The organism is Tabrizicola sp. BL-A-41-H6 (assembly GCF_050632395.1).
Classification (GTDB): Bacteria; Pseudomonadota; Alphaproteobacteria; order Rhodobacterales; family Rhodobacteraceae; genus JAUYQR01.
On sequence record NZ_CP192600.1, the window covers coordinates 3,130,757 to 3,149,434 of the forward strand.

Below are 18,678 nucleotides of genomic sequence, written 5' to 3' on the forward strand. Positions count from 1 at the left end.
CTCATTCCGCTGCTTGTTGTTCCTTGCCGAGAATCGGCAATTGCATTTCGAAGACGGCACCGCCGCTTTCGCCGTTGCGCGCCGTCAGCCGACCGCCAAGGTCGGTGACGATGCCGCTTGATATCGCAAGGCCAAGGCCGACGCCCTCGCCCGGTTTCTTCGTCGTGTAGAACGGCTCGAACAGGTTATCGAGATCGACGATCCCGTGGCCGTTGTCGCGCACCGTCAGGGTCGCCGTCTCACCCGCCGAAAGAAGGATGTCGATCTGCGGGGTTTCGGTGTCCTTGGTCGCGTCAAGCGCGTTGCGCAACAGGTTGATGATCACCTGTTCGAGACGGATGCGGTCGGCCATCACCATGACGGGCTGGCGCGGCAGGCCACGGGTGATCTTGACGATGCGGGCCTTCAACTGCGGCTCCATCATCGACAGGGCCGAGGAAACGCAGGCGCGAAGGTCAACCGGTTCAAAGGCTTCGCCGCCCTTCCTTGCGTAAGACTTCAACTGGCGGGTGATCGCGCCCATCCGTTCGATCAGGTCGTCGATCCGCTGGAACGACGACAGCGCCTCTTCCAGACGCTTTCTTTGCAGCAAGAGCCGCGCCCCGGCGAGGTAGGTCTTCATCGCGGCGAGAGGCTGGTTCAACTCGTGGCTGACAGCCGCAGACATCTCGCCCAAAGCGGCCAGCTTGGAGGATTGTGCCAAGGTCAGTTCGGCCACCTCGAGGTCTTTCTGTACCTTTTCCCGTTCGGCAATCTCGCGTTGTAAACGCGCATTGAGCATCCGGAGTTCCGCAGACTCGCGCTGAAACAGCAATGATCGTGACAGGGCGCGGCGCGACAGGATGTAGAAGGTGATCGCCATCAGGATCGCGAAACCCATGATTTCCAGCGCAAGGATGCCGTTCACCTGATCACGCACCGAATTGTAGGCGGTGTAGGTGTAGATCCGCCAGCCGCGGAACGGCACCCGCGCCTCTGTCTGCATCACCGCCTCGCCCTTGACATAGGCATCTGGCGGCACCTGCGCCCAGTCGGCCGTCGCCTGCAGCGCGCGCGAAATGGCCGACGGCGCGTCGCGCAGCGACAGCGCATCGTCCATCGGCAAGCCGCGCCAGCGAGGTTCGGTTGCAAGCACGACGCTGCCTTCGCTGTCGGTGACAAGCACGGCGTCCTGCAGGCCCGCCCAGGCGCGTTCGAATTTCATCAGGTCGACTGACACCACGATCACGCCCATCAGCCGCGAGTCCGACCGGATGCTGCGCGAATAGACGAAATCATAGCCGCCCGCCTCGCGACGGACCGGGGTGAAGATGGTGCCATCCGCCCGCTGCGCATCGACGAAATAGGGGTCGGACTTGTAGCTGGTGCCAAGCACGTTGCGGTTGGTCGCGCCGACGACGCGGCCATCGTTGTCAACGAGCCGGATCGAGGCGACGCCGATTTCGGCCTGTAGGGCAATCAGCTTGGCCGATGTGCTGGAGAAATTGCCCTCGGCCAGCGCCCGGACCAGTTCCGGATCGCGCGCCAGCAACAAGGGCACCACCGAAGTGCGCTGCAATTCCGAGATCAGGTTGCCGGTGTAAAGCGCAAGCCGCACTTCGGCGCGGTTGCGGGTGGTATCGACGTAGCGGTCGGTCAAAAGCCGGTTCGAGACCAGCACCACAATGACCGCAAGCAGCAGCAGCAGGCCGATGGCGAGTTTCACACGCCAAGGCAATCCCTTGGCGGTCTCGTCTAGGTCGGCTGGGTCCACTGTCGTCATGCCCGCAGAGTATGGCCCGGTTGATACGGCCTCAAGCGGATGACGGTCAGGCCAGCGCCATCCCGCGCATCAGCGAGGCAAAGACGCCCTGCCCGTCCGCGCCGCCCAGTGCCGGGTCGATGGCGCGTTCCGGATGCGGCATCATGCCCAGAACTCGGCGGTTCGCAGACAGCACGCCCGCGATGTCGGCCATCGAGCCGTTTGGGTTGGCGACGTAGGTGAAGGCGATGCGATCCTCGGCCTTCAGGCGCTGCAGGCCCGCGTCGTCGATGGTGTAATTGCCGTCGTGATGCGCGATCGGGATGCGGATCTGCTGGCCTGCGGTGTAGCTTTGCGTGAAGGGGCTGGCCGTGGTGGCCACGGTCAGCGTGACGCTGCGGCAGACGAACTTGAGGCCCGCGTTGCGCATCAGGACGCCGGGCAGCAGGCCCATCTCGGTCAGGACCTGAAAGCCGTTGCAGATGCCGATGGCAAAGCCGCCGCGATCAGCGTGGGCACGCACGGCGGCCCCGATTGGCGACTGCGCGGCGATGGCGCCGCAGCGCAGGTAATCGCCAAAGGAAAACCCGCCGGGGATGCCGACCACGTCGACGCCCGCTGGCAGGGTGGTGTCCTTGTGCCAGACGCGGGCAACCTCGAATCCGGCGGCCTCGAAGGCCACGGCGAGGTCACGGTCGCAGTTCGATCCGGGGAAGGTGACGACGGCGGCTTTCATGGCCCCTCCGAGGCTGGCGTTGGATGGCGCCTCAATAGCGCAGGGCGCGGCAAAGGGCCAGAGGCGGCAGGCGTTTGCTAGGCTTGCCAGCACCGGCAAACCGCTTAGGCTGTGGCGATGTTCAACGACGCTGCCCGATCCGATCTTGCCGCCCTGTTCGGGGATCGGCTTTCGCTGTCGATGCCGGTGCGCGAGGCGCATGGGCAGAGCGAAAGTCTGGTCACGGCGGGGCTGCCGGATGCGGTCGTGTTCCCCCGCACGACAGGTGAGGTTGCGCAGTTGGCGGTGTGGGGCGGGCGGCATCGGGTGCCGCTGATCGGCTGGGGGGCGGGCACGTCGCTGGAGGGGCACGCGCTGGCGGTTGCGGGCGGCATTGTGGTCGATTTCCGCGACATGGCGGCGGTGCTGGACGTGGCGGCCGAGGATCGGTTGGTGCGGGTGCAGCCGGGGTTGACGCGCGAAGCGCTGAACACCGAATTGCGCGCAACGGGGCTGTTCTTTCCGGTCGATCCCGGCGCCAACGCCTCGATAGGCGGGATGGCAGCGACGCGGGCGTCGGGGACGACGGCGGTGCGCTACGGCACGATGCGCGACAATGTGCGCGGGCTGGAGGTGGTGCTGGCCGATGGCCGGGTGATCCGCACCGGGACGGCTGCGCCGAAATCGGCGTCGGGCTATGACCTGACGGCGCTGTTCGTGGGGTCGGAAGGCACGCTGGGGCTGATCACCGAGCTGACCCTGCGGCTACATGGCCAGCCCGAGGCAGTAATGGCGGCGGTGGCGGCGTTTCCGACCATCGCCGCGACGGTCGACTGCGTGATCGCCACGATCCAGTCGGGCATTCCGATGGCGCGGATCGAGTTTCTGGACGAGGCGACGGTCGCGGCCTGCAACGCCTATTCGGGCGGCAGCCTGCCCTTGGCACCGCAACTTCTGCTGGAGTTTCACGGCCACCCGGTGGGCGTGGCCGAGGATGTGCGGCGGTTTCAGGAAGTGGCGGGGCTGTTCGGGGCGGAAAATTTCGCCTGGGCCGAGCGGCAGGAGGATCGCAGCCGGCTGTGGAAACTGCGCCACGATGCCTATCGGGCGATTCTGGCCTCGCGCCCCGGGTGCAGGGCGATCGTGACCGATGTCTGCGTGCCAATTTCCGCGCTGGCGGCGGCGGTGGCGGAGACGCGGGCGGATATTGCCGCGTCAGGCATTCCGGGGCCGATCCTCGGACATGTGGGCGACGGTAATTTCCACGCGATCCTGATGGTCGATCCTGCAAGCGCGGGCGAGATTGCCACCGCCAAGGCGCTGGCCGGGCAGATGGCCGAACGCGCGCTGCGCTTGGGCGGCACCATCACCGGCGAGCATGGCGTGGGCTTTGGCAAACGCCCCTACATGGCGGCCGAGCATGGTGCGGGCTGGGATGTGATGGGCGAGATCAAGCGGACGCTGGACCCGTTGGGGGTGATGAACCCCGGCAAGGTCGTGCCCTGACCACTGGTATCTTGCGGAGCCGTCCGCCCCTTGGGGGGCGGATGTTTGGTCAAAGTTGAAGGCGGCGTGGCGTCAGTGATCGAAGCCGGAGCGGCGGAAGAGGCCGTTGTCGACCTCGCGCTGGCGGCGTTCCAGATCGTAGCGCGAGACGGCGGCATTGAGGTAATCGCGTTCCACTTCGCGGACCGAAGGGAAGTTGCGCAGGGCGGTTTTGATGAAGTTCAACATGGGCTTACCTTTTCCTTGTGAGGCAAAGATAGGATGCCGCAGCGCAGCATCATAGGCCTGATCGGGAAGTGCCGTCATGCGCCTGGCGCATAGGTCGTGTCATTTTGCCGTAACAAACGGGCAGATCGCCTAGGTTTGCAGCAGGGCCTTGGCCGCCGCGCGGGCGGCTTCGGTTATCGTGTCGCCGGCAAGCATTCGGGCGATTTCCTCGACCCTTGCCGGCGCGTCGAGCGCGGTGACGGTGGACAGCGTCTGATCATTCGCCACCCGCTTTTCAACCCGCCAGTGCTGCGCGCCGAACGCCGCGACTTGTGGCGAGTGGGTGACGACCAGCACTTGTGCGCCTTGCGCGAGGGCCTTCAGGCGCCGGCCGACGGCATCGGCGGTAGCACCACCGACGCCACGGTCGATCTCGTCGAAGATCAGGGTCTGGCCGGGGGTGTCGCCGGTAAGGCAGACCTTGAGAGCCAGAAGAAAGCGGCTGAGTTCGCCGCCCGAGGCGATGCGGTTCAGCGCACCCGAGGGCGCGCCGGGGTTGGTGGCGACGGTGAAGGTGACAGCATCGGTGCCCTCGGGCCCCGGTTCGCCGGGCGCGAATTCGGTGGCGAACACCGCACGCTCCATCTTCAGGGGCGCGAGTTCGGCGGCCATCGCAGCATCAAGCCGAATGGCGGCGGCGCGGCGGGCGGTGCTGATGCGGGCGGCCTCGGCGCTGTAGGCGGCCTCGGCCTCGGTCAGTGATTTTTGCAGGCGCGCAAGGCCTGCGGTGCCGCCGTCGATGGCCGCAAGGCGGGCGCGGAGCGCGGCGGCAAAACTGCCAAGCTCGTCGGGTATCTGGCCATGCTTGCGGGCAAGGGCGCGAATCGCGAACAGGCGTTCTTCGGCGGCTTCAAGCTCGGCTGGGTTGAAGTCGAGGGAGTGGAGCGTGGCTTCGACCCCGGCCTGCGCATCGGAAAGTTCGATCAGGGCGCGGTTCAGGGCTGCAAGCGCCGGTTCCAGCGCACCCTCGGCCTTGTCGGCGGCACCTTCCAGCCAGCGCATCGCATCGCGCATCCGGCCTTCGGCACCGTCTTCGGACAGGGCCGCCAGCGCCTTGGCCACGTCTTCGCGGATGCGGGCGGCGCCTTGCATCAAGCGGCGGCGGGCGTCGAGGCTGGCATCCTCGCCGGGTTCGGGGTTCAGCTTGTCAAGTTCGGTCACCGCGTGGCGCAGGTATTCCTCTTCGGCGGCGGCGCGGGCGAGGGTCGCCTCTGCCTCGGCCAGCGCGGTGCGGGCGGTGCGTTGCGCGACCCATGCAGCGCGCAGGGGGGCAAGGTCGAGGCCCGCGTAGGCGTCGAGAAGGGCGCGGTGGCCGCGGGGGTTCAAGAGGCCGCGGTCATCATGCTGGCCGTGAAGTTCGACGAGGTGGTCCGACAGGTCGCGCAACACCTCGCCCGAGACGCGGCGGTCGTTGATCCAGGCGGTCTTGCGGCCATCGGCAAAGTTGACACGACGCAGGATCACCTCGCCCTCGGCCTCGATCCCGGCTTCCGCCAGCACGGCATGGGCGGCGTGGCCGGGGGGAAGGTCGAACACGGCGGTCACTTCGCCTTGCGCCGCCCCCTGACGCACAAGTTCCGCCCTGCCCCGCCAGCCAAGGACGAAGCCGAGCGCATCCAGAAGGATCGACTTGCCGGCCCCGGTTTCGCCGGTCAGCACGTTGAGGCCGGGGCCAAGGTCCAGCGACAGCCGGTCGATGATCAGCACATCGCGGATATCGAGGGAGATCAGCATTGCAGCCCCGCATGGATGGGCGCTGCGCCCATCCGGGTCACAACCATTCGCCCTTGACCATCTGGCTGTAGATGGTGTTCAGCCAGCCCTCGCCCTTTGCCTCGGGGCTGAGACCACGGCCCTTCAACAGACGGAAGCTGTCATCGTAGAATGGCGACGACCGGTAGTTGTAACCAAGGATCGCGGCCGAGGTTTGCGCCTCGTCGGTCAGGCCAAGCGCGAGGTAGGCTTCGGTCAGGCGGTGCAGCGCTTCGGGCGTGTGGCTGGTGGTCTGGAAATCCTGCACGACGGTGCGGAAGCGGTTGATCGCGGCGGTGTAGTGCCGGCGTTTGAGGTAGAAGCGACCGATCTCCATCTCTTTCGCGGCAAGCTGGTCGAAAGCAAGGTCGAACTTCAGGATCGCCGAGCGAGAATATTCGCTGTCGGGGTAGGTTTCGATCACGTCGCGCATACCTTGCAGCGCCTGGAAGGTAAGACCCTGATCGCGACCGACCTCGTCGATCTGGTCGTAATAGCTGAGCGCCATGAGGTAGAGCGCATAGGGCGCGTCCTCGTCGCCGGGGTAGAAGTCGAGGAAGCGCTGCGAGGCGGCGCGGGCCTCTTCGTATTCCTTGGCCTTGTGGTGGGTGAATGCCTGCATGATCAGGGCGCGCTTGGCATATTCGGTGTAGGGGTAAAGCCGCTCCACCTCCTGGAAATAGATCAGGGCGTCTTTCGGCTTCTTGCCGGTTTCAAGCTCCAGCTCGCCCTTCTTGTAGATTTCCTCGGCCGTGTAAGTGTCCAGCGCACGCTCATTGGTCCCGCCAGCACAGCCAGCCAGAGATGCAACCATAAGCGCTGCGATTAGGAAACCTGCGCCCGACCTGCCGCCTGCCATGTTCCGCCTATCCAAACCTGCTGCCCCTGTCCGGGCCCCTTTCAGGGCACACCGTTGAGGCGATTTGCATGTGTCCTAGCACAGATAAATCCGGGGCGCAAAACGCCTTTCGCTGCGCGGCGGACCCGATCGCGTGAAGTCAGGCATGCACCGGAAGATCACCGCGATGCACGCCGACGCCGGGCAGTTTGCCCACGGTCTGCGGGCCGCAATCTACAAGGCGAAACGCCTCGGGATCGGCGAAAAGTGCGCGCAAGAGGCGGTTGGTCAGCGCGTGACCCGCGCGGTCGCCGGTGTAGCGGCCAAGGATCGGGCCACCGGCAAGCGCAAGATCGCCTACGGCGTCGAGCATCTTGTGGCGCACCGGTTCGTCGGCGTGACGCAGACCGCCGGGCGAAAGCACATCGGCGCCTTCAAACACCACGGCGTTTTCCAGCGTGCCGCCAAGGGCAAGCCCTCGTTCGCGCATTGCATCGACATCGGCCTGACGGCAAAACGTGCGGCTGTCGGAAAGTTCGCGCACGAAGGCCCCATTGGCCATGTTCAGCCGGCGGCTTTGCGTGCCGATCGCGGCATCGGTGAACGAGATGCGGAAGTCGATTTCAAGCATGTCGGCGGGGTCGAGGCGGGCGATGGCGTCGCCGTCGCGCACTTCGACCGATTTCTGCACGCGGATAGCACGCACCGGGGCGAACTGTTCGCGGATGCCGCGCAGGATGAACGCCTGCACGAAAGGCATCGCGGAGCCATCGAGGATCGGAACCTCGGGGCCGTCGATTTCGATCAGCGCGTTGTGGATGGCGGAACCGGCCAGCGCGGCCATGATGTGTTCGATGGTAGAGACCGACACGCCGGCAGCGTTTTCGACAAGGGTGCACAGCTTGGACGGCACCACGGCATCCCAGCGGGCCGGGACCATCGCGTCACGGTCGGTCACGTCGGTGCGGCGGAACCAGATCCCGTAATCAGCCGAGGCCGGACGCACCACCATGCGAACCGGCGCACCGCTGTGCAGGCCAGTGCCGGTAAATGTAACCGCGCTTTTCAGGGTGTTCTGCAACGTCTGACCTCTCATGGAACGCGATACAGTGCCGCGGCCCTTCCGGTGATGAAGTAGACAAGGAACCCTTAAAGCTCAACTCACACATTGTAACGGTATGTGACAGCTGGCTTCGTTCCGCCAAATCATTGATTGCAAAAAGAAAAGGCCCGGATAACCGGGCCTTTCGCACGATATGTTACAGCTTTTCTCAGTTCGCCTGACGGCGCAGGAAGGCTGGAATTTCAATGCGTTCCTGATCTGCGCTGGGTTCAGCCTCGTCGTCGTAGGCTGTGACGGGGGGCTGCTGGCGGGCAACCTGCTGGGTCGGACGGTCGGTGGCGGTTTCCAGATGGCCGGCCATGCGGTTGATCAGCGAGCCGATGCCGAAGCGGGCCTTCTGCCCGGCAGCAGCAGCGGCAGTGGCCGCGGCGGGCGCTGCCATCGGGCGGGCGACGGATGCTGCAGCCGGGCGGGCGTTGGTCGGCGCGCGGCTGACGGCGGCTTGCAGGCGGGCCAGCGCCTCGGGCGAGGGTTGACCGGCGACGCGCGGGCGTGGTGCCACGAATTCACCCGGATCAGCCTCGATCGAGGCGGCAACGGTGCGAACTGCGGGGGCCGCCGTCTGCGGCCGGTAAGCCGGGGGCGGCAGGCCGTCGTTGGCGACCACATCGTCACGGCCAGCGTTCATCGCGTCGAAAAGATCGGCGTCGCCGTCGTCCATGTCCTGCGCGGCCATAACCGGGGTTTCGACCGGGGCGGCGGCCACGGGAGCCGGCTGCGGAACATACTGAGGTGCCTGGGCGCGCGGCTGTTCGACCGGTGCCGGGTTCAGCGTCAGCGGTGCTGCCATCGAGCGACGGGCAACCGGCATTTCGGCGCGCGACGCGGCGGTCGCGTCGATGCCGGTGGCGACGACAGAAACCCTCAGGCGGCCCTCCATCGAGGTATCCAGCGTGGAACCGACGATGATGTTAGCGTCGGGATCGACCTTTTCGCGGATGATGTTCGCGGCTTCGTCCAGTTCGAACAGCGTCAGGTCATGGCCGCCGGTGATGTTGATCAGCACACCCTTGGCGCCGTGCAGGCTGATTTCGTCCAGAAGCGGGTTGGCAATGGCCTTTTCGGCGGCCTGGATTGCGCGGTCGTCGCCGGTGGCTTCGCCGGTGCCCATCATCGCCTTGCCCATCTCGTCCATCACGGCGCGGACGTCGGCGAAATCGAGGTTGATCAGGCCGGGCCGCACCATCAGGTCGGTGACACCCTTGACGCCCTGATAAAGCACGTCATCGGCCATCGCGAAGGCTTCGGTAAAGGTGGTGCGTTCGTTGGCCAGCCGGAACAGGTTCTGGTTCGGAATGATGATCAGCGTGTCGACGACCTTTTGCAGCGCGTCGATGCCCTCTTCGGCCTGACGCATCCGTTTGCCGCCTTCGAACTGGAAGGGCTTGGTCACGACGCCAACGGTCAGCACACCCAATTCACGCGCGGCTTGCGCGATGATCGGGGCCGCACCGGTGCCGGTGCCGCCGCCCATGCCGGCGGTGATGAAGCACATGTGCGCGCCCGCCAGATGATCTACGATCTCTTCGATGGTTTCTTCGGCAGCGGCGGCACCGACCGAGGGGCGCGCGCCTGCGCCAAGACCTTCGGTGACCTTGACGCCAATCTGGATGCGGCTGTGCGCGCGGCTTTGCTGCAGCGCCTGGGCATCGGTGTTGGCCACGACGAACTCGACCCCTTCGAGGTTCTTGTCGATCATGTTGTTGACGGCGTTGCCACCCGCCCCGCCCACACCGAACACCGTGATACGCGGCTTCAGCTCTTCACGCTCGTTGGTCATCGTCAGATTGAGTGCCATGGATTGTTGCCTGTCCGTTTTTTTATGACGCCGCGTTCTGTTGCCAAACCTTCGGAATCGCCTGTCCCGGGCGCGTAAAGGCCGACTTATCCCCGAATCTATCCACAAAGTGACCAAAGGTCACGCGGAAAAACCTCAAACTCCCCAAAATATGGGGGTTTGTTGCGCATATCCGCCGTTATCTGGGCGGTGTATCCGCATGTTGCGGTTACCAGTTGTCCTTGAACCATTTGACGGCCCTTCTGAGCGACCTTGCGGGGTAGCGTTCGGCCGGGATCTCGAAATCCCACCACTCGTCCTGCGGGTGCGCGGCGAACAGGCACAGCCCCACGGCGCTGGCAAATGCGGCCCCTGTCGCCGCCTGTGGCAGGCCTTGAACACGGAGCGGGCGGCCAAGGCGGACGCGCTGGCCAAGGATGCGGGACGCAAGCCCGTCAAGGCCGGGGATCTGGCTGCCGCCGCCGGTCAGCACGATCTGCTGGCTGGGCAGGTGATCGAAACCCGCCACGTCAAGCCGGGCACGGACTTCTTCAAGTATTTCCTCGACACGGGGGCGCATGATGCCGATCAGTTCGGTCCGGCTGATCTGGCGGCGGTCCTTTTCCCAGTCGCCTGAGTCCCCGCCGATGTCGATCATCTCGCGGTCGTCCATGCCGGTGGCGTAAAGACCGCCGTGGCGTGTCTTGATGCGTTCGGCGGTGGTGACCGGGATTTGCAGGCCTTTGGAGATGTCGGAGGTGACGTGATCGCCGCCCATCCGCACGCTATCGGCGTAGATCATGTGTTTCTTCATGAACACCGACAGGCCCGTGGCCCCGCCGCCCATGTCGATGCAGGCGGCGCCCAATTCCTGCTCGTCCTCGACGAGGCTGGAGATGCCCGAGACATAGGCCGACGACGCGATGCCGGCGAGTTCAAGGTCGCAGCGCTTGATGCAGTACAGAAGGTTCTGCACCACATCGCCGTCGACCGACAGCAGGTGCATGTCACAGGAAAGCTTGTTGCCGATCTGGCCGCGCGGGTCGCCAAGACCCGACCGGTGATCCAGCGCGAAGTTCACCGGCTGGGCGTGCAACACCTCGCGCCCCGGGCCGATGTCGGGCACGTCGCAGGCGGCGAGGGCGCGGGCCACGTCCTGTTCGGTAACGACCGAATCCTGCAATTCATGTTCACCGACAAGGCCATAGCTGCGCGGTTCGGCCCCGGCAAAGCAGGCGATGACATGATCGACACGGACGTTGGCCATTTTCTGCGCGGCCTGCACGGCGGTGCGGATCGCGCGCTCCGTCTCGTTCATCACCGAAATCTCGCCAAAGCGCACACCGCGCGACCGGGTGGTCGCCGCACCGATCACGCGGAACTGGCTTTGCCCCGCCATCGGCCCGACGCCTTCCTGTTCGCGCATGTCCGGCCCGTCAAAGCGCAGGATCAGACAGGCGATCTTTGATGTGCCGACGTCCAGAATGGCGATCACGCCGCGCTGCATGGCAGCCTTGCGCATGTTCCGCATCGCTCGTTGCGAAGTATAGAGATCGGTCACAGTTCGTTCTCCACGGTGTCTATGCCTTGGGCCTGACGCATCTGGCCGAGGGCGTATGGGGTGAGGCGCAGGACCGGGCGGTGGTCGATACGCAGGTCGATGGCGGTAAGGTCGCGGTTCATGATGTCTTGCACATGGTCAAGCGCCAGCAGGCGTTCGAGCGCACGGACGGGGTTCTTTTCGGGCAGCATGATGCGCTGGTCGCGGTCAAGCACGATATCCCAGCGCCGTTCGCCCATCCGCACCACGCCGCGGATGCGCGGCTCCAGCGGGCCGGCGGCGGCGATCAGGTCCAGCGCCTCGGGTGTGGCGGTATCAGCACCTGTTCCGGCGATCAGCGGCAGATCGGGGCGGTCGGTGCGCGCCACAAGCCCCGCAACGCGGTGGCCGGTGTCATCCAGCAGGGTCAGCCCGTCTTCGGTGCGCCAGACGGCGACGGGGACGCGCTCGGTGATCAGCACCTGCAATACCCCGCCCGACCGGACGCGCAGTTCGGCCTGCTTGACCGCATCCAGCGCCTCGATCCGGTGGCGGGCGGCATCAAGGTCGATGTCGAACGACGATTGCGGCAGCTGGATCTCAAGCCGCGCGCGCACCGCCTCGGCCAGATCATCAGACGCGCCTTCGATCCGGGCAAGCGAGACGCGGAATTCGGGGCGATCCTCGAACTGGTCGCGCAGGTTGGTGAAGGTGTTGATCACCGCCGCCCGGTTCGGTTCATGCGCAAAGAACAGCGCCACCGCGCCAAGGACGGCAAAGGTCGGCAGGCCGGTGCGGATCAGCATCCGCAGATGCGGCGTCAGCATCACGCGTTGCAGGCGGTAGGCCCAGCGGCTGGGCGCCGGGTCGCGCAGGGTGCGGCTTTGCGCGCGTTCGCGCCGCGCGGTCAACGGTTGCATGATGCGTCCCTCACCATCCAGTCGCAAAACTCCGGAAAGCCGATGCCACGCATCGCCGCCTGTTCGGGGGCAAGCGAGGTGGGCGTCATGCCGGGCTGGGTGTTGGTTTCCAACAGGATCAGCCCTGCCAATCCGCGCGCTTCGTCCCAGCGAAAGTCGGTGCGGCTGACGCCACGGCAGCCAAGGGCGGCATGGGCGCGCAGCGCGTAGTCAAGGCAGGCTGCCTCGATCTCGGCGGGGATGTTTGCGGGGCATTCGTGGCGGCTGCCGCCGGGTTTGTATTTGGCATCATAGTCATACCAGCCGTCGGTGATGATGTCGGTCACGCCAAGCGCGCGGTCGCCCATCACGGTGGTCGTCAATTCGCGCCCCGGCGCGTAGGTTTCGACCATCACGGTGGCGGGCATCGTCGCCGCCAGACGCGGGGCGTTGGCGCCCTCACGGACAATATAGACGCCGACCGACGAGCCTTCGTTGTTCGGCTTGACCACATAGGGCGGCGGCAGGACATGCCCGGCCTCGACCGCCTCGCGGGTGGCCAGCACGCTGGTCACGATCGGCAGGCCGGCGGCGGCGTAGACTTCCTTGGATTTCGCCTTGTCCATCGCCAGCGCCGAGGCCAGCACGCCTGAATGGGTGTAGGGCAGGCCCAGCCATTCCAGCATGCCCTGCACGCAGCCATCTTCGCCCCAGCGGCCATGCAGCGCGTTGAAACAGACATCGGGCTTGATGGCAGACAAACGTGCGGGAAGGTCGCGGTCGCAATCGACCTCGACCACCTCATACCCCGCCACCCTGAGGGCCTTGGCACATTCATGCCCAGAGACAAGTGACACTTCCCGCTCTGCGGAAGGTCCACCCATCAACACCGCCACTCTGGAGGGCATCCCGCTCGATGCACCCGCCATTTACTGCCTCATCCGGACCTTTGGTGGCCCGTGATATTTGTTATTCCTGCAGGCGTTCGCCTACCCGCATGATTTCCCACTCTAGCGTGATACCGCTCTGTTGGAAAACCCTTTTTCGCACGTCCTCCCCCAGATTTTCCAGATCGGCGGCGGTGGCACCCCCTATGTTGATCAGAAAATTGGAATGCTTGGGCGACATCTGCGCCCCGCCAAGGGTCGCACCGCGCAAACCGGCGTCGTCGATCACTTTCCAGGCCTTCAGTTCGTGGCTGTCATCGGCCCGGCCCGTGGAGGAGAACCCGGCCGGATTGCGAAAGGTCGATCCGGCGCTGCGGTCCCTGGTCGGTTGGCTCGCGTCGCGCTTGGCGATCTGGTCGGCCATCCGCGCCTCCAGCGCCGAAGGGTCGCCTTTATCGGCGCGGAAGGTGGCGGCGACGATCACGGCGCCGTCGGGCAAGGTGCTTTGGCGGTATGCAAGGTGCAGGTCAGCGGCGGGCAGGTCGACGATCTGCCCGTCGCGCAGGATCACGCGGGCAGAAATCAGGTGGTCGGAGACATACGACCCGTAGCAGCCCGCATTCATCCGCACCGCGCCGCCGATGGAACCGGGAATGGTGCGCAGGAACGTCAGGTCCAGCCCCGCCTCGGCGGCCTTTTTCGCCACATGCGCGTCAAGTGCTGCGGCACCTGCGGTAACGCTATCGCCCGCCACCGAAATCGTGTTGAAGCCGCGGCCAAGCCGGATAACCACGGCCCTGATACCGCCATCGCGGACGATCAGGTTCGATCCGACGCCCATCGGAAACACCGGCACGGCAGGGTCGAGCGCGGCGAGGAAGGCCGACAGATCAGCCTCGTCCGCCGGTTGGAACAGCCAATCCGCTGGCCCGCCGACGCGCAGCCACGTCAGGTCGGCAAGCGGGCGGTCGGGCGTCAGGGTGCCGCGAGGGGTGGGCATGTCGGTCATGCGGGCCTTGGTAGCGGTGGGGTCGCGGTCAGGCAAGGGGTGGGTCAGCGCGCGGCAGACTTGCGGCGCCAGCGGTAAAGCCCGATGCCGATCGCGGCACCGATCAGGATGGGCGCGGCGACGATCGCGCAAAGCGCCAAGAACCCCAGCCCCTCGGCCAGCGTCGCGTCGACCCGTTCCCAGACCGTCAGCACAAACCCGGCCAAGGCGACCAGCGGCAGGGCCATCGCCCACCCCTGGCCCAGCCGCGCCGCCACATACCAGCACGCCAGCGCCACCACCGCCGCCACGAACACCGCCGCAGCCACAGCCATCGGGATCAGGCTGCCCGACATCATCCCTCGCGCGACCCGATGCGCGACCGCACCCAGCGCCAGAAGAACACCAGTGGCCAGCGCAGGATCGACGCCCCGGCGGCAAGCACGGCGATGCCGATGATCGGCCCGTGTTCATAAGTGACCCAGCCCAGAAGCGGGATACCCAGCGCGATCAGCACATAGGCCGCGCGCCAATGGTGATCGCGCGACGGGAACATTGCGATCAGGTTCGCCAACACCAGCCAGACAAGGCACAAGGCCAGCGGCAGCATCATTTGCGCAACTCCGGCGGCAGATCGGCGGGGCGGCCAAGCGCGCGGCGCACGAAATAAAGGAGCGGGTTGCGGAACATCGACAGGAAGGCGAAGAGGCCCAGCGCCAGCCATATCCAGCCATGCGCGTAGGCGATCCACACCAAGAGGACCGGGGCGGCCACCAACAGCGCCATGCCCGGCAGCATCTGGCGTTTCATCGGCAGCATCGCCACGATGGCGGCGGCGATGATCCAGAAGCAGCCAAGGACAAGGGGCGTGCTCATCTCAGGCCGCCTGCCCCATCAGCTTGGCGGGCAGGTTGTTGGCCCAAGCGGAAATCGTGCCCGCGCCAAGACACACCACCATGTCACCGGGCCGCGCCTGTTCGCGCACGAGACGCGCCAGATCAGCCTCGTCAAGCAGTGCGCGGGCGTGGCGGTGGCCGTGGGCGATGAGACCCGCCACCAGATCGTCACGGCTGGCACCGGGGATGGGGTCTTCGCCGGCGGCATAGACATCGGCGATGGCGACCACATCCGCCTCGTTGAAGCAGGTGCAGAAATCGTCGAACAGGCTGGACAGACGGGTATAGCGGTGCGGCTGGTGGACGGCGATGATCCGCCCCTTGGTCGCCTGCCGCGCCGCCTTCAGCACGGCGGCGATTTCAACCGGGTGATGGCCGTAATCGTCGATGATCGTCACACCGTTCACCTCGCCTACGCGGGTGAAGCGACGGTTGACGCCGCCGAAACTGGCCAAGGCTTCGCGGATCTCGTCCTTTTTCATGCCAAGGTGGCGGGCGACAGCGATTGCCGAAAGCGCGTTCGACACGTTGTGATCGCCGGGCATCGGCAGGGTGCAGCCTTCGATCACGGTGTTTTCGGCCTGCAACGCCACATCGAAATGCGCGACGCCGTTGACGTAGGTCAGGTTCTGCGCCCGCACATCGGCCTGCGCGTTGAAACCGAAGGTCACGATGCGGCGGTCGGTGACGCGCCCGACCAGCGCCTGCACCTCCGGGTGGTCGGTGCAGCAGACCGCAAGGCCGTAGAACGGGATGTTCGACACGAAATCGTAAAAGCCTTTGCGAAGGGCATCGAAGGTGCCCCAATGTTCCATATGCTCGGGGTCGATGTTGGTCACGATGGCGATGGTCGCGGGCAAGCGGTTGAAGCTGCCGTCGGACTCGTCCGCCTCGACCACCATCCACTCCCCTGCCCCGGCGCGGGCGTTCGAGCCATAGGCATGGATAACCCCTCCGTTGATCACGGTTGGATCAAACCCGCCCTTGTCCAGAAGCGTAGCAACCATTGTCGTGGTCGTAGTTTTGCCATGCGTTCCCGCGATGGCGATGTTCGATCGCAGCCGCATAAGTTCGGCAAGCATCTCGGCCCGGCGCACCACCGGCAGCTTGCGGCGGCGCGCTTCTTCCAGTTCCGGGTTGCCCTTCTTGATGGCGGAAGAGATCACCACCACAGCCGCATCGCCGATGTTTTCGGCGGCCTGACCTTCAAAGAAGGTGGCGCCCAGCTTCACCAGCCGGTCGGTGATCTTCGACGCTTTCGCGTCCGATCCCTGTACCCGGTAGCCAAGGGTCATCAGCACTTCGGCGATGCCCGACATTCCGATGCCACCGATCCCGACGAAATGGATCGGGCCAAGTTCCATCGGCAATTTGGTTGCGGCGTTCATGTCATGCCTCCTTCACGAGGTCTTGGACGAGGGCTGCAAGGCGCTCTGTCGCATCGGGGCGGCCTTGCGCAAGGGCGGCGCGGGCCATCTGTTCGGCTGCCTTCGGCTGGCCGAGGATTGCGGCCATGTGGCCGCTGAGGCTGGTCGCGTCAAGCAACTTCTCGGGGATCAAAAAGGCTCCCCCTGCGTCAACCAGCCCGCGCGCATTGGCGGTCTGGTGGTCGCCGGTCGCGGCGGCATAGGGGATCAGGATCGACGGGCGGCCGATGACCGAGATGTCGGCAACCGACGACGCGCCAGAGCGGGAGACGACCAGTTGCGCCTCGGTCAGGCGGCGCGGGATGTCGGTGAAGAAGGGCTGCACCTCGGCCATGATGCCCGCCGAGTCATAGGCGGCGGTCACCCGTTCGGCATCTTCGGCGCGGGCCTGATGGGCCACGCGCAGGTTGCGGCGGATCGCGTCTGGCAAGGCGGCGATGGCGGCGGGCACCACATCCGACAGGATGCGCGCGCCCTGACTTCCGCCAATGACGACAACGCTCATCGGGTAATCGCCGGGCGGAATGTAGCCCGCCCCCGCACGGTCAAGGACAGCTTGCCGCACCGGGTTGCCGGTGTGTTCGCCCGTGACGCCCGCCGGCAGCGCGGTGGGCCATGTGCCGCAGGCGACCTTGTGGACACGCGGGGCAAAGATCTGGTTCACCCGGCCAAGGACGCCGTTCTGTTCGTGGATCATCCGGGGCAGCCGCAACAGCGTTGCCGCCGACAGCGCCGGGATCGAGGGGTAGCCGCCAAAGCCCACCACAACGTCGGGCTTGTCGCGCAGGAAGGACATGACCGCGCCGATGATACCCCCGGCAATGCGGAACGGCACCAGCGCCTTCGCCGCGATGCCCCCGCGCGCGAAGGTGGCCGATCCAACCTCCTCCACCGTCACCTCGGCCGGAAACCCGCCCGCATAGCGCGCGCCGCGCGCATCGGTCGACAGTTTCACCCGCCAGCCGCGCTTGACCATCGCCTCGGCCAGGGCCTGGGCGGGGAACATGTGCCCGCCCGTCCCGCCCGCCGCGATGAGCAGAAGCCGCGCCATCAACGGCCCCGCTTGAAGATGTCGCTGATCTCGCCGCGCGGCCTTGCGCGCGACAGCGCCAGCAGCATCCCCATGGTGATGCCCGCCGCAATTACCGACGACCCGCCGTAGCTGACGAACGGCAGCGTCATGCCCTTGGCCGGCAACAGACGCACGGCAACGCCCATGTTGATCATCGCCTGCACGCCGAAGATGCAGGCAAGCCCCGCGCCGGCCAGCCGGGTAAAGGGATCACGCTCCTTGACCAGCCGCATCAGCGACCGCACCACGATCACCCCGTAAAGTGCCAGGATGATCAGGACGAGTATCAGCCCGTATTCCTCCGCCGCCACCGCGATGATGAAGTCGGTATGGGCATCGGGCAGCGACCATTTCACCTGCCCCTCGCCCACGCCGACGCCGAAGAAGCCGCCCTCCTGAATGGCGTTCGCCGCATATCCAAGCTGGGTGCGCGGGTCGACGTCAGGCGACAGGAAGCCGTCGATCCGGCGCGCGAAATGTTCGCTGGATTCGTAGAACACGAAGCCGAAGGCGGTGACGATGCCGCCCACCACGCCGATCAGCGTCATCGGCGCGCCGCCGACGAAATAGATCACGCCCCAGGCAAACACGATCAGCGCCGCCTGCCCGAAATCGGGCTGCATCGCCAGAAACGCCACCACGATCAGCGCGATGGCAAACGAGATCGACTTGCCAGGCGGGCTGTTGATTTCCTGCGAGGCGGCGATCAGCCATGCGGTGACGATGACGAAGCCGGGCTTGAGGAATTCGGATGGCTGGATCGAGGCGAAGCCGAAGCTGAACCACCGCACTGCGCCTTTGCCGAAATCGGTGCCGATGAACGGCAGCAGCATCAGCGCGACCATCGCCACCGCAAAGCCCAGCACGCCAAGCCGCCGCACCATCGGCGGCGACATCATCGAAATCGCGATCATCACCACCAGCGCGACAACGCCGAAGAACGCCTGCCGCTGCACATAGTAGAACGGTTCCAGCCCGTTGCGGGTGGCCAATGGCACCGAGGCGGCGAGGCCGAGAAGCAGCCCGATGCCAAACAGCACGAACACCGAGGTGAGCGTCCATTTGTCGATCGTCCGCCACCAACGTGGAAGGACCGGCTCCGTCACCCGAACGGGATTGGAGCCATAGACCATGTCAGTCATGGGGTACCGCCTGATTTCGTCTGCTCTGCCCGCCCGGATGTAACCCCCGGGTCATGGAGCGAAGAGTAGCGACAATTTGCCTGCAAGGCTAGTGCATCCTCGCGGCCC

The 18,678-nt window shown here is 65.7% G+C and carries 18 protein-coding genes; 1 reads left to right on the forward strand and 17 read right to left on the reverse strand.

Translation table 11 applies throughout. The features are described from left to right. Position 1 precedes the first annotated feature (1 nt). Together ACROUL_RS15310 and purQ are read right to left on the reverse strand one after the other, a co-directional pair. Positions 2-1,762: a sensor histidine kinase gene (locus ACROUL_RS15310; protein WP_431300315.1), complete on the reverse strand. Its 1,761-nt coding sequence runs from the start codon at positions 1,760-1,762 to the stop codon at positions 2-4. A gap of 46 nt (positions 1,763-1,808) precedes the next feature. After that, entirely contained in the window at positions 1,809-2,477 is a 669-nt protein-coding gene (gene purQ / locus ACROUL_RS15315) for a phosphoribosylformylglycinamidine synthase subunit PurQ (RefSeq protein WP_431300316.1), read from the reverse strand. 117 nt (positions 2,478-2,594) lie between these two features. Between purQ and ACROUL_RS15320 the strand changes: the two genes are divergently transcribed. Next, positions 2,595-3,962: an FAD-binding oxidoreductase gene (locus ACROUL_RS15320; RefSeq protein WP_431300317.1), complete on the forward strand. Its 1,368-nt coding sequence runs from the start codon at positions 2,595-2,597 to the stop codon at positions 3,960-3,962. A 72-nt stretch (positions 3,963-4,034) separates the two neighbouring features. Here the strand turns inward: ACROUL_RS15320 and ACROUL_RS15325 are convergent, their stop codons facing one another. The 15 genes from ACROUL_RS15325 to ACROUL_RS15395 form a co-directional block, all read right to left on the reverse strand. Then, positions 4,035-4,190, reverse strand: coding sequence for a DUF3563 family protein (locus ACROUL_RS15325; protein WP_431300318.1), 156 nt, complete (start codon positions 4,188-4,190; stop codon positions 4,035-4,037). A 129-nt stretch (positions 4,191-4,319) separates the two neighbouring features. Next, positions 4,320-5,963 carry a DNA repair protein RecN gene (gene recN / locus ACROUL_RS15330; RefSeq protein WP_431300319.1) on the reverse strand — a complete coding sequence of 548 codons (1,644 nt, stop codon included), beginning with the start codon at positions 5,961-5,963 and terminating at the stop codon, positions 4,320-4,322. Positions 5,964-6,000: 37 nt separating this feature from the next. Next, positions 6,001-6,840: an outer membrane protein assembly factor BamD gene (locus ACROUL_RS15335; RefSeq protein ID WP_431300320.1), complete on the reverse strand. Its 840-nt coding sequence runs from the start codon at positions 6,838-6,840 to the stop codon at positions 6,001-6,003. A 139-nt stretch (positions 6,841-6,979) separates the two neighbouring features. Further along, a complete protein-coding gene (gene lpxC / locus ACROUL_RS15340; protein ID WP_431300321.1) occupies positions 6,980-7,900 on the reverse strand; it encodes a UDP-3-O-acyl-N-acetylglucosamine deacetylase in 921 nt (306 codons plus the stop codon). Between the two features lie 190 nt (positions 7,901-8,090). Continuing rightward, a complete protein-coding gene (gene ftsZ / locus ACROUL_RS15345) occupies positions 8,091-9,740 on the reverse strand; it encodes a cell division protein FtsZ (protein ID WP_431300322.1) in 1,650 nt (549 codons plus the stop codon). Positions 9,741-9,948: 208 nt separating this feature from the next. Then, positions 9,949-11,280 (reverse strand): cell division protein FtsA, encoded by a 1,332-nt coding sequence (ftsA, locus tag ACROUL_RS15350; protein WP_431300323.1) that lies wholly within the window; start codon positions 11,278-11,280, stop codon positions 9,949-9,951. Next, on the reverse strand, positions 11,277-12,179 hold the full coding sequence (locus ACROUL_RS15355; protein ID WP_431300324.1) for a cell division protein FtsQ/DivIB: 903 nt from the start codon (positions 12,177-12,179) through the stop codon (positions 11,277-11,279). Before ACROUL_RS15355 ends, ftsA begins: the two co-directional genes overlap by 4 nt. Continuing rightward, positions 12,167-13,087: a D-alanine--D-alanine ligase gene (locus tag ACROUL_RS15360; protein WP_431300325.1), complete on the reverse strand. Its 921-nt coding sequence runs from the start codon at positions 13,085-13,087 to the stop codon at positions 12,167-12,169. Before ACROUL_RS15360 ends, ACROUL_RS15355 begins: the two co-directional genes overlap by 13 nt. Positions 13,088-13,127: 40 nt before the next feature. Continuing rightward, positions 13,128-14,045, reverse strand: a complete 918-nt coding sequence (murB, locus tag ACROUL_RS15365; RefSeq protein WP_431301322.1) for a UDP-N-acetylmuramate dehydrogenase — start codon at positions 14,043-14,045, stop codon at positions 13,128-13,130. A 53-nt stretch (positions 14,046-14,098) separates the two neighbouring features. Beyond that, positions 14,099-14,392: a hypothetical protein gene (locus ACROUL_RS15370; protein WP_431300326.1), complete on the reverse strand. Its 294-nt coding sequence runs from the start codon at positions 14,390-14,392 to the stop codon at positions 14,099-14,101. Beyond that, positions 14,389-14,646 carry a DUF2484 family protein gene (locus tag ACROUL_RS15375; protein WP_431300327.1) on the reverse strand — a complete coding sequence of 86 codons (258 nt, stop codon included), beginning with the start codon at positions 14,644-14,646 and terminating at the stop codon, positions 14,389-14,391. The genes ACROUL_RS15370 and ACROUL_RS15375 overlap by 4 nt, the downstream gene beginning before the upstream one ends. Continuing rightward, positions 14,643-14,909: a DUF2484 family protein gene (locus ACROUL_RS15380; RefSeq protein ID WP_431300328.1), complete on the reverse strand. Its 267-nt coding sequence runs from the start codon at positions 14,907-14,909 to the stop codon at positions 14,643-14,645. The genes ACROUL_RS15375 and ACROUL_RS15380 overlap by 4 nt, the downstream gene beginning before the upstream one ends. A 1-nt stretch (position 14,910) precedes the next feature. Next, complete coding sequence (gene murC, locus ACROUL_RS15385; protein WP_431300329.1) at positions 14,911-16,317, reverse strand: UDP-N-acetylmuramate--L-alanine ligase; 1,407 nt, start codon at positions 16,315-16,317, stop codon at positions 14,911-14,913. A 1-nt stretch (position 16,318) separates the two neighbouring features. Further along, complete coding sequence (locus ACROUL_RS15390) at positions 16,319-17,407, reverse strand: UDP-N-acetylglucosamine--N-acetylmuramyl-(pentapeptide) pyrophosphoryl-undecaprenol N-acetylglucosamine transferase (RefSeq protein ID WP_431300330.1); 1,089 nt, start codon at positions 17,405-17,407, stop codon at positions 16,319-16,321. After that, positions 17,407-18,570 carry a peptidoglycan glycosyltransferase FtsW gene (locus ACROUL_RS15395; protein WP_431300331.1) on the reverse strand — a complete coding sequence of 388 codons (1,164 nt, stop codon included), beginning with the start codon at positions 18,568-18,570 and terminating at the stop codon, positions 17,407-17,409. Before ACROUL_RS15395 ends, ACROUL_RS15390 begins: the two co-directional genes overlap by 1 nt. Between the last annotated feature and the right edge of the window lie 108 nt (positions 18,571-18,678).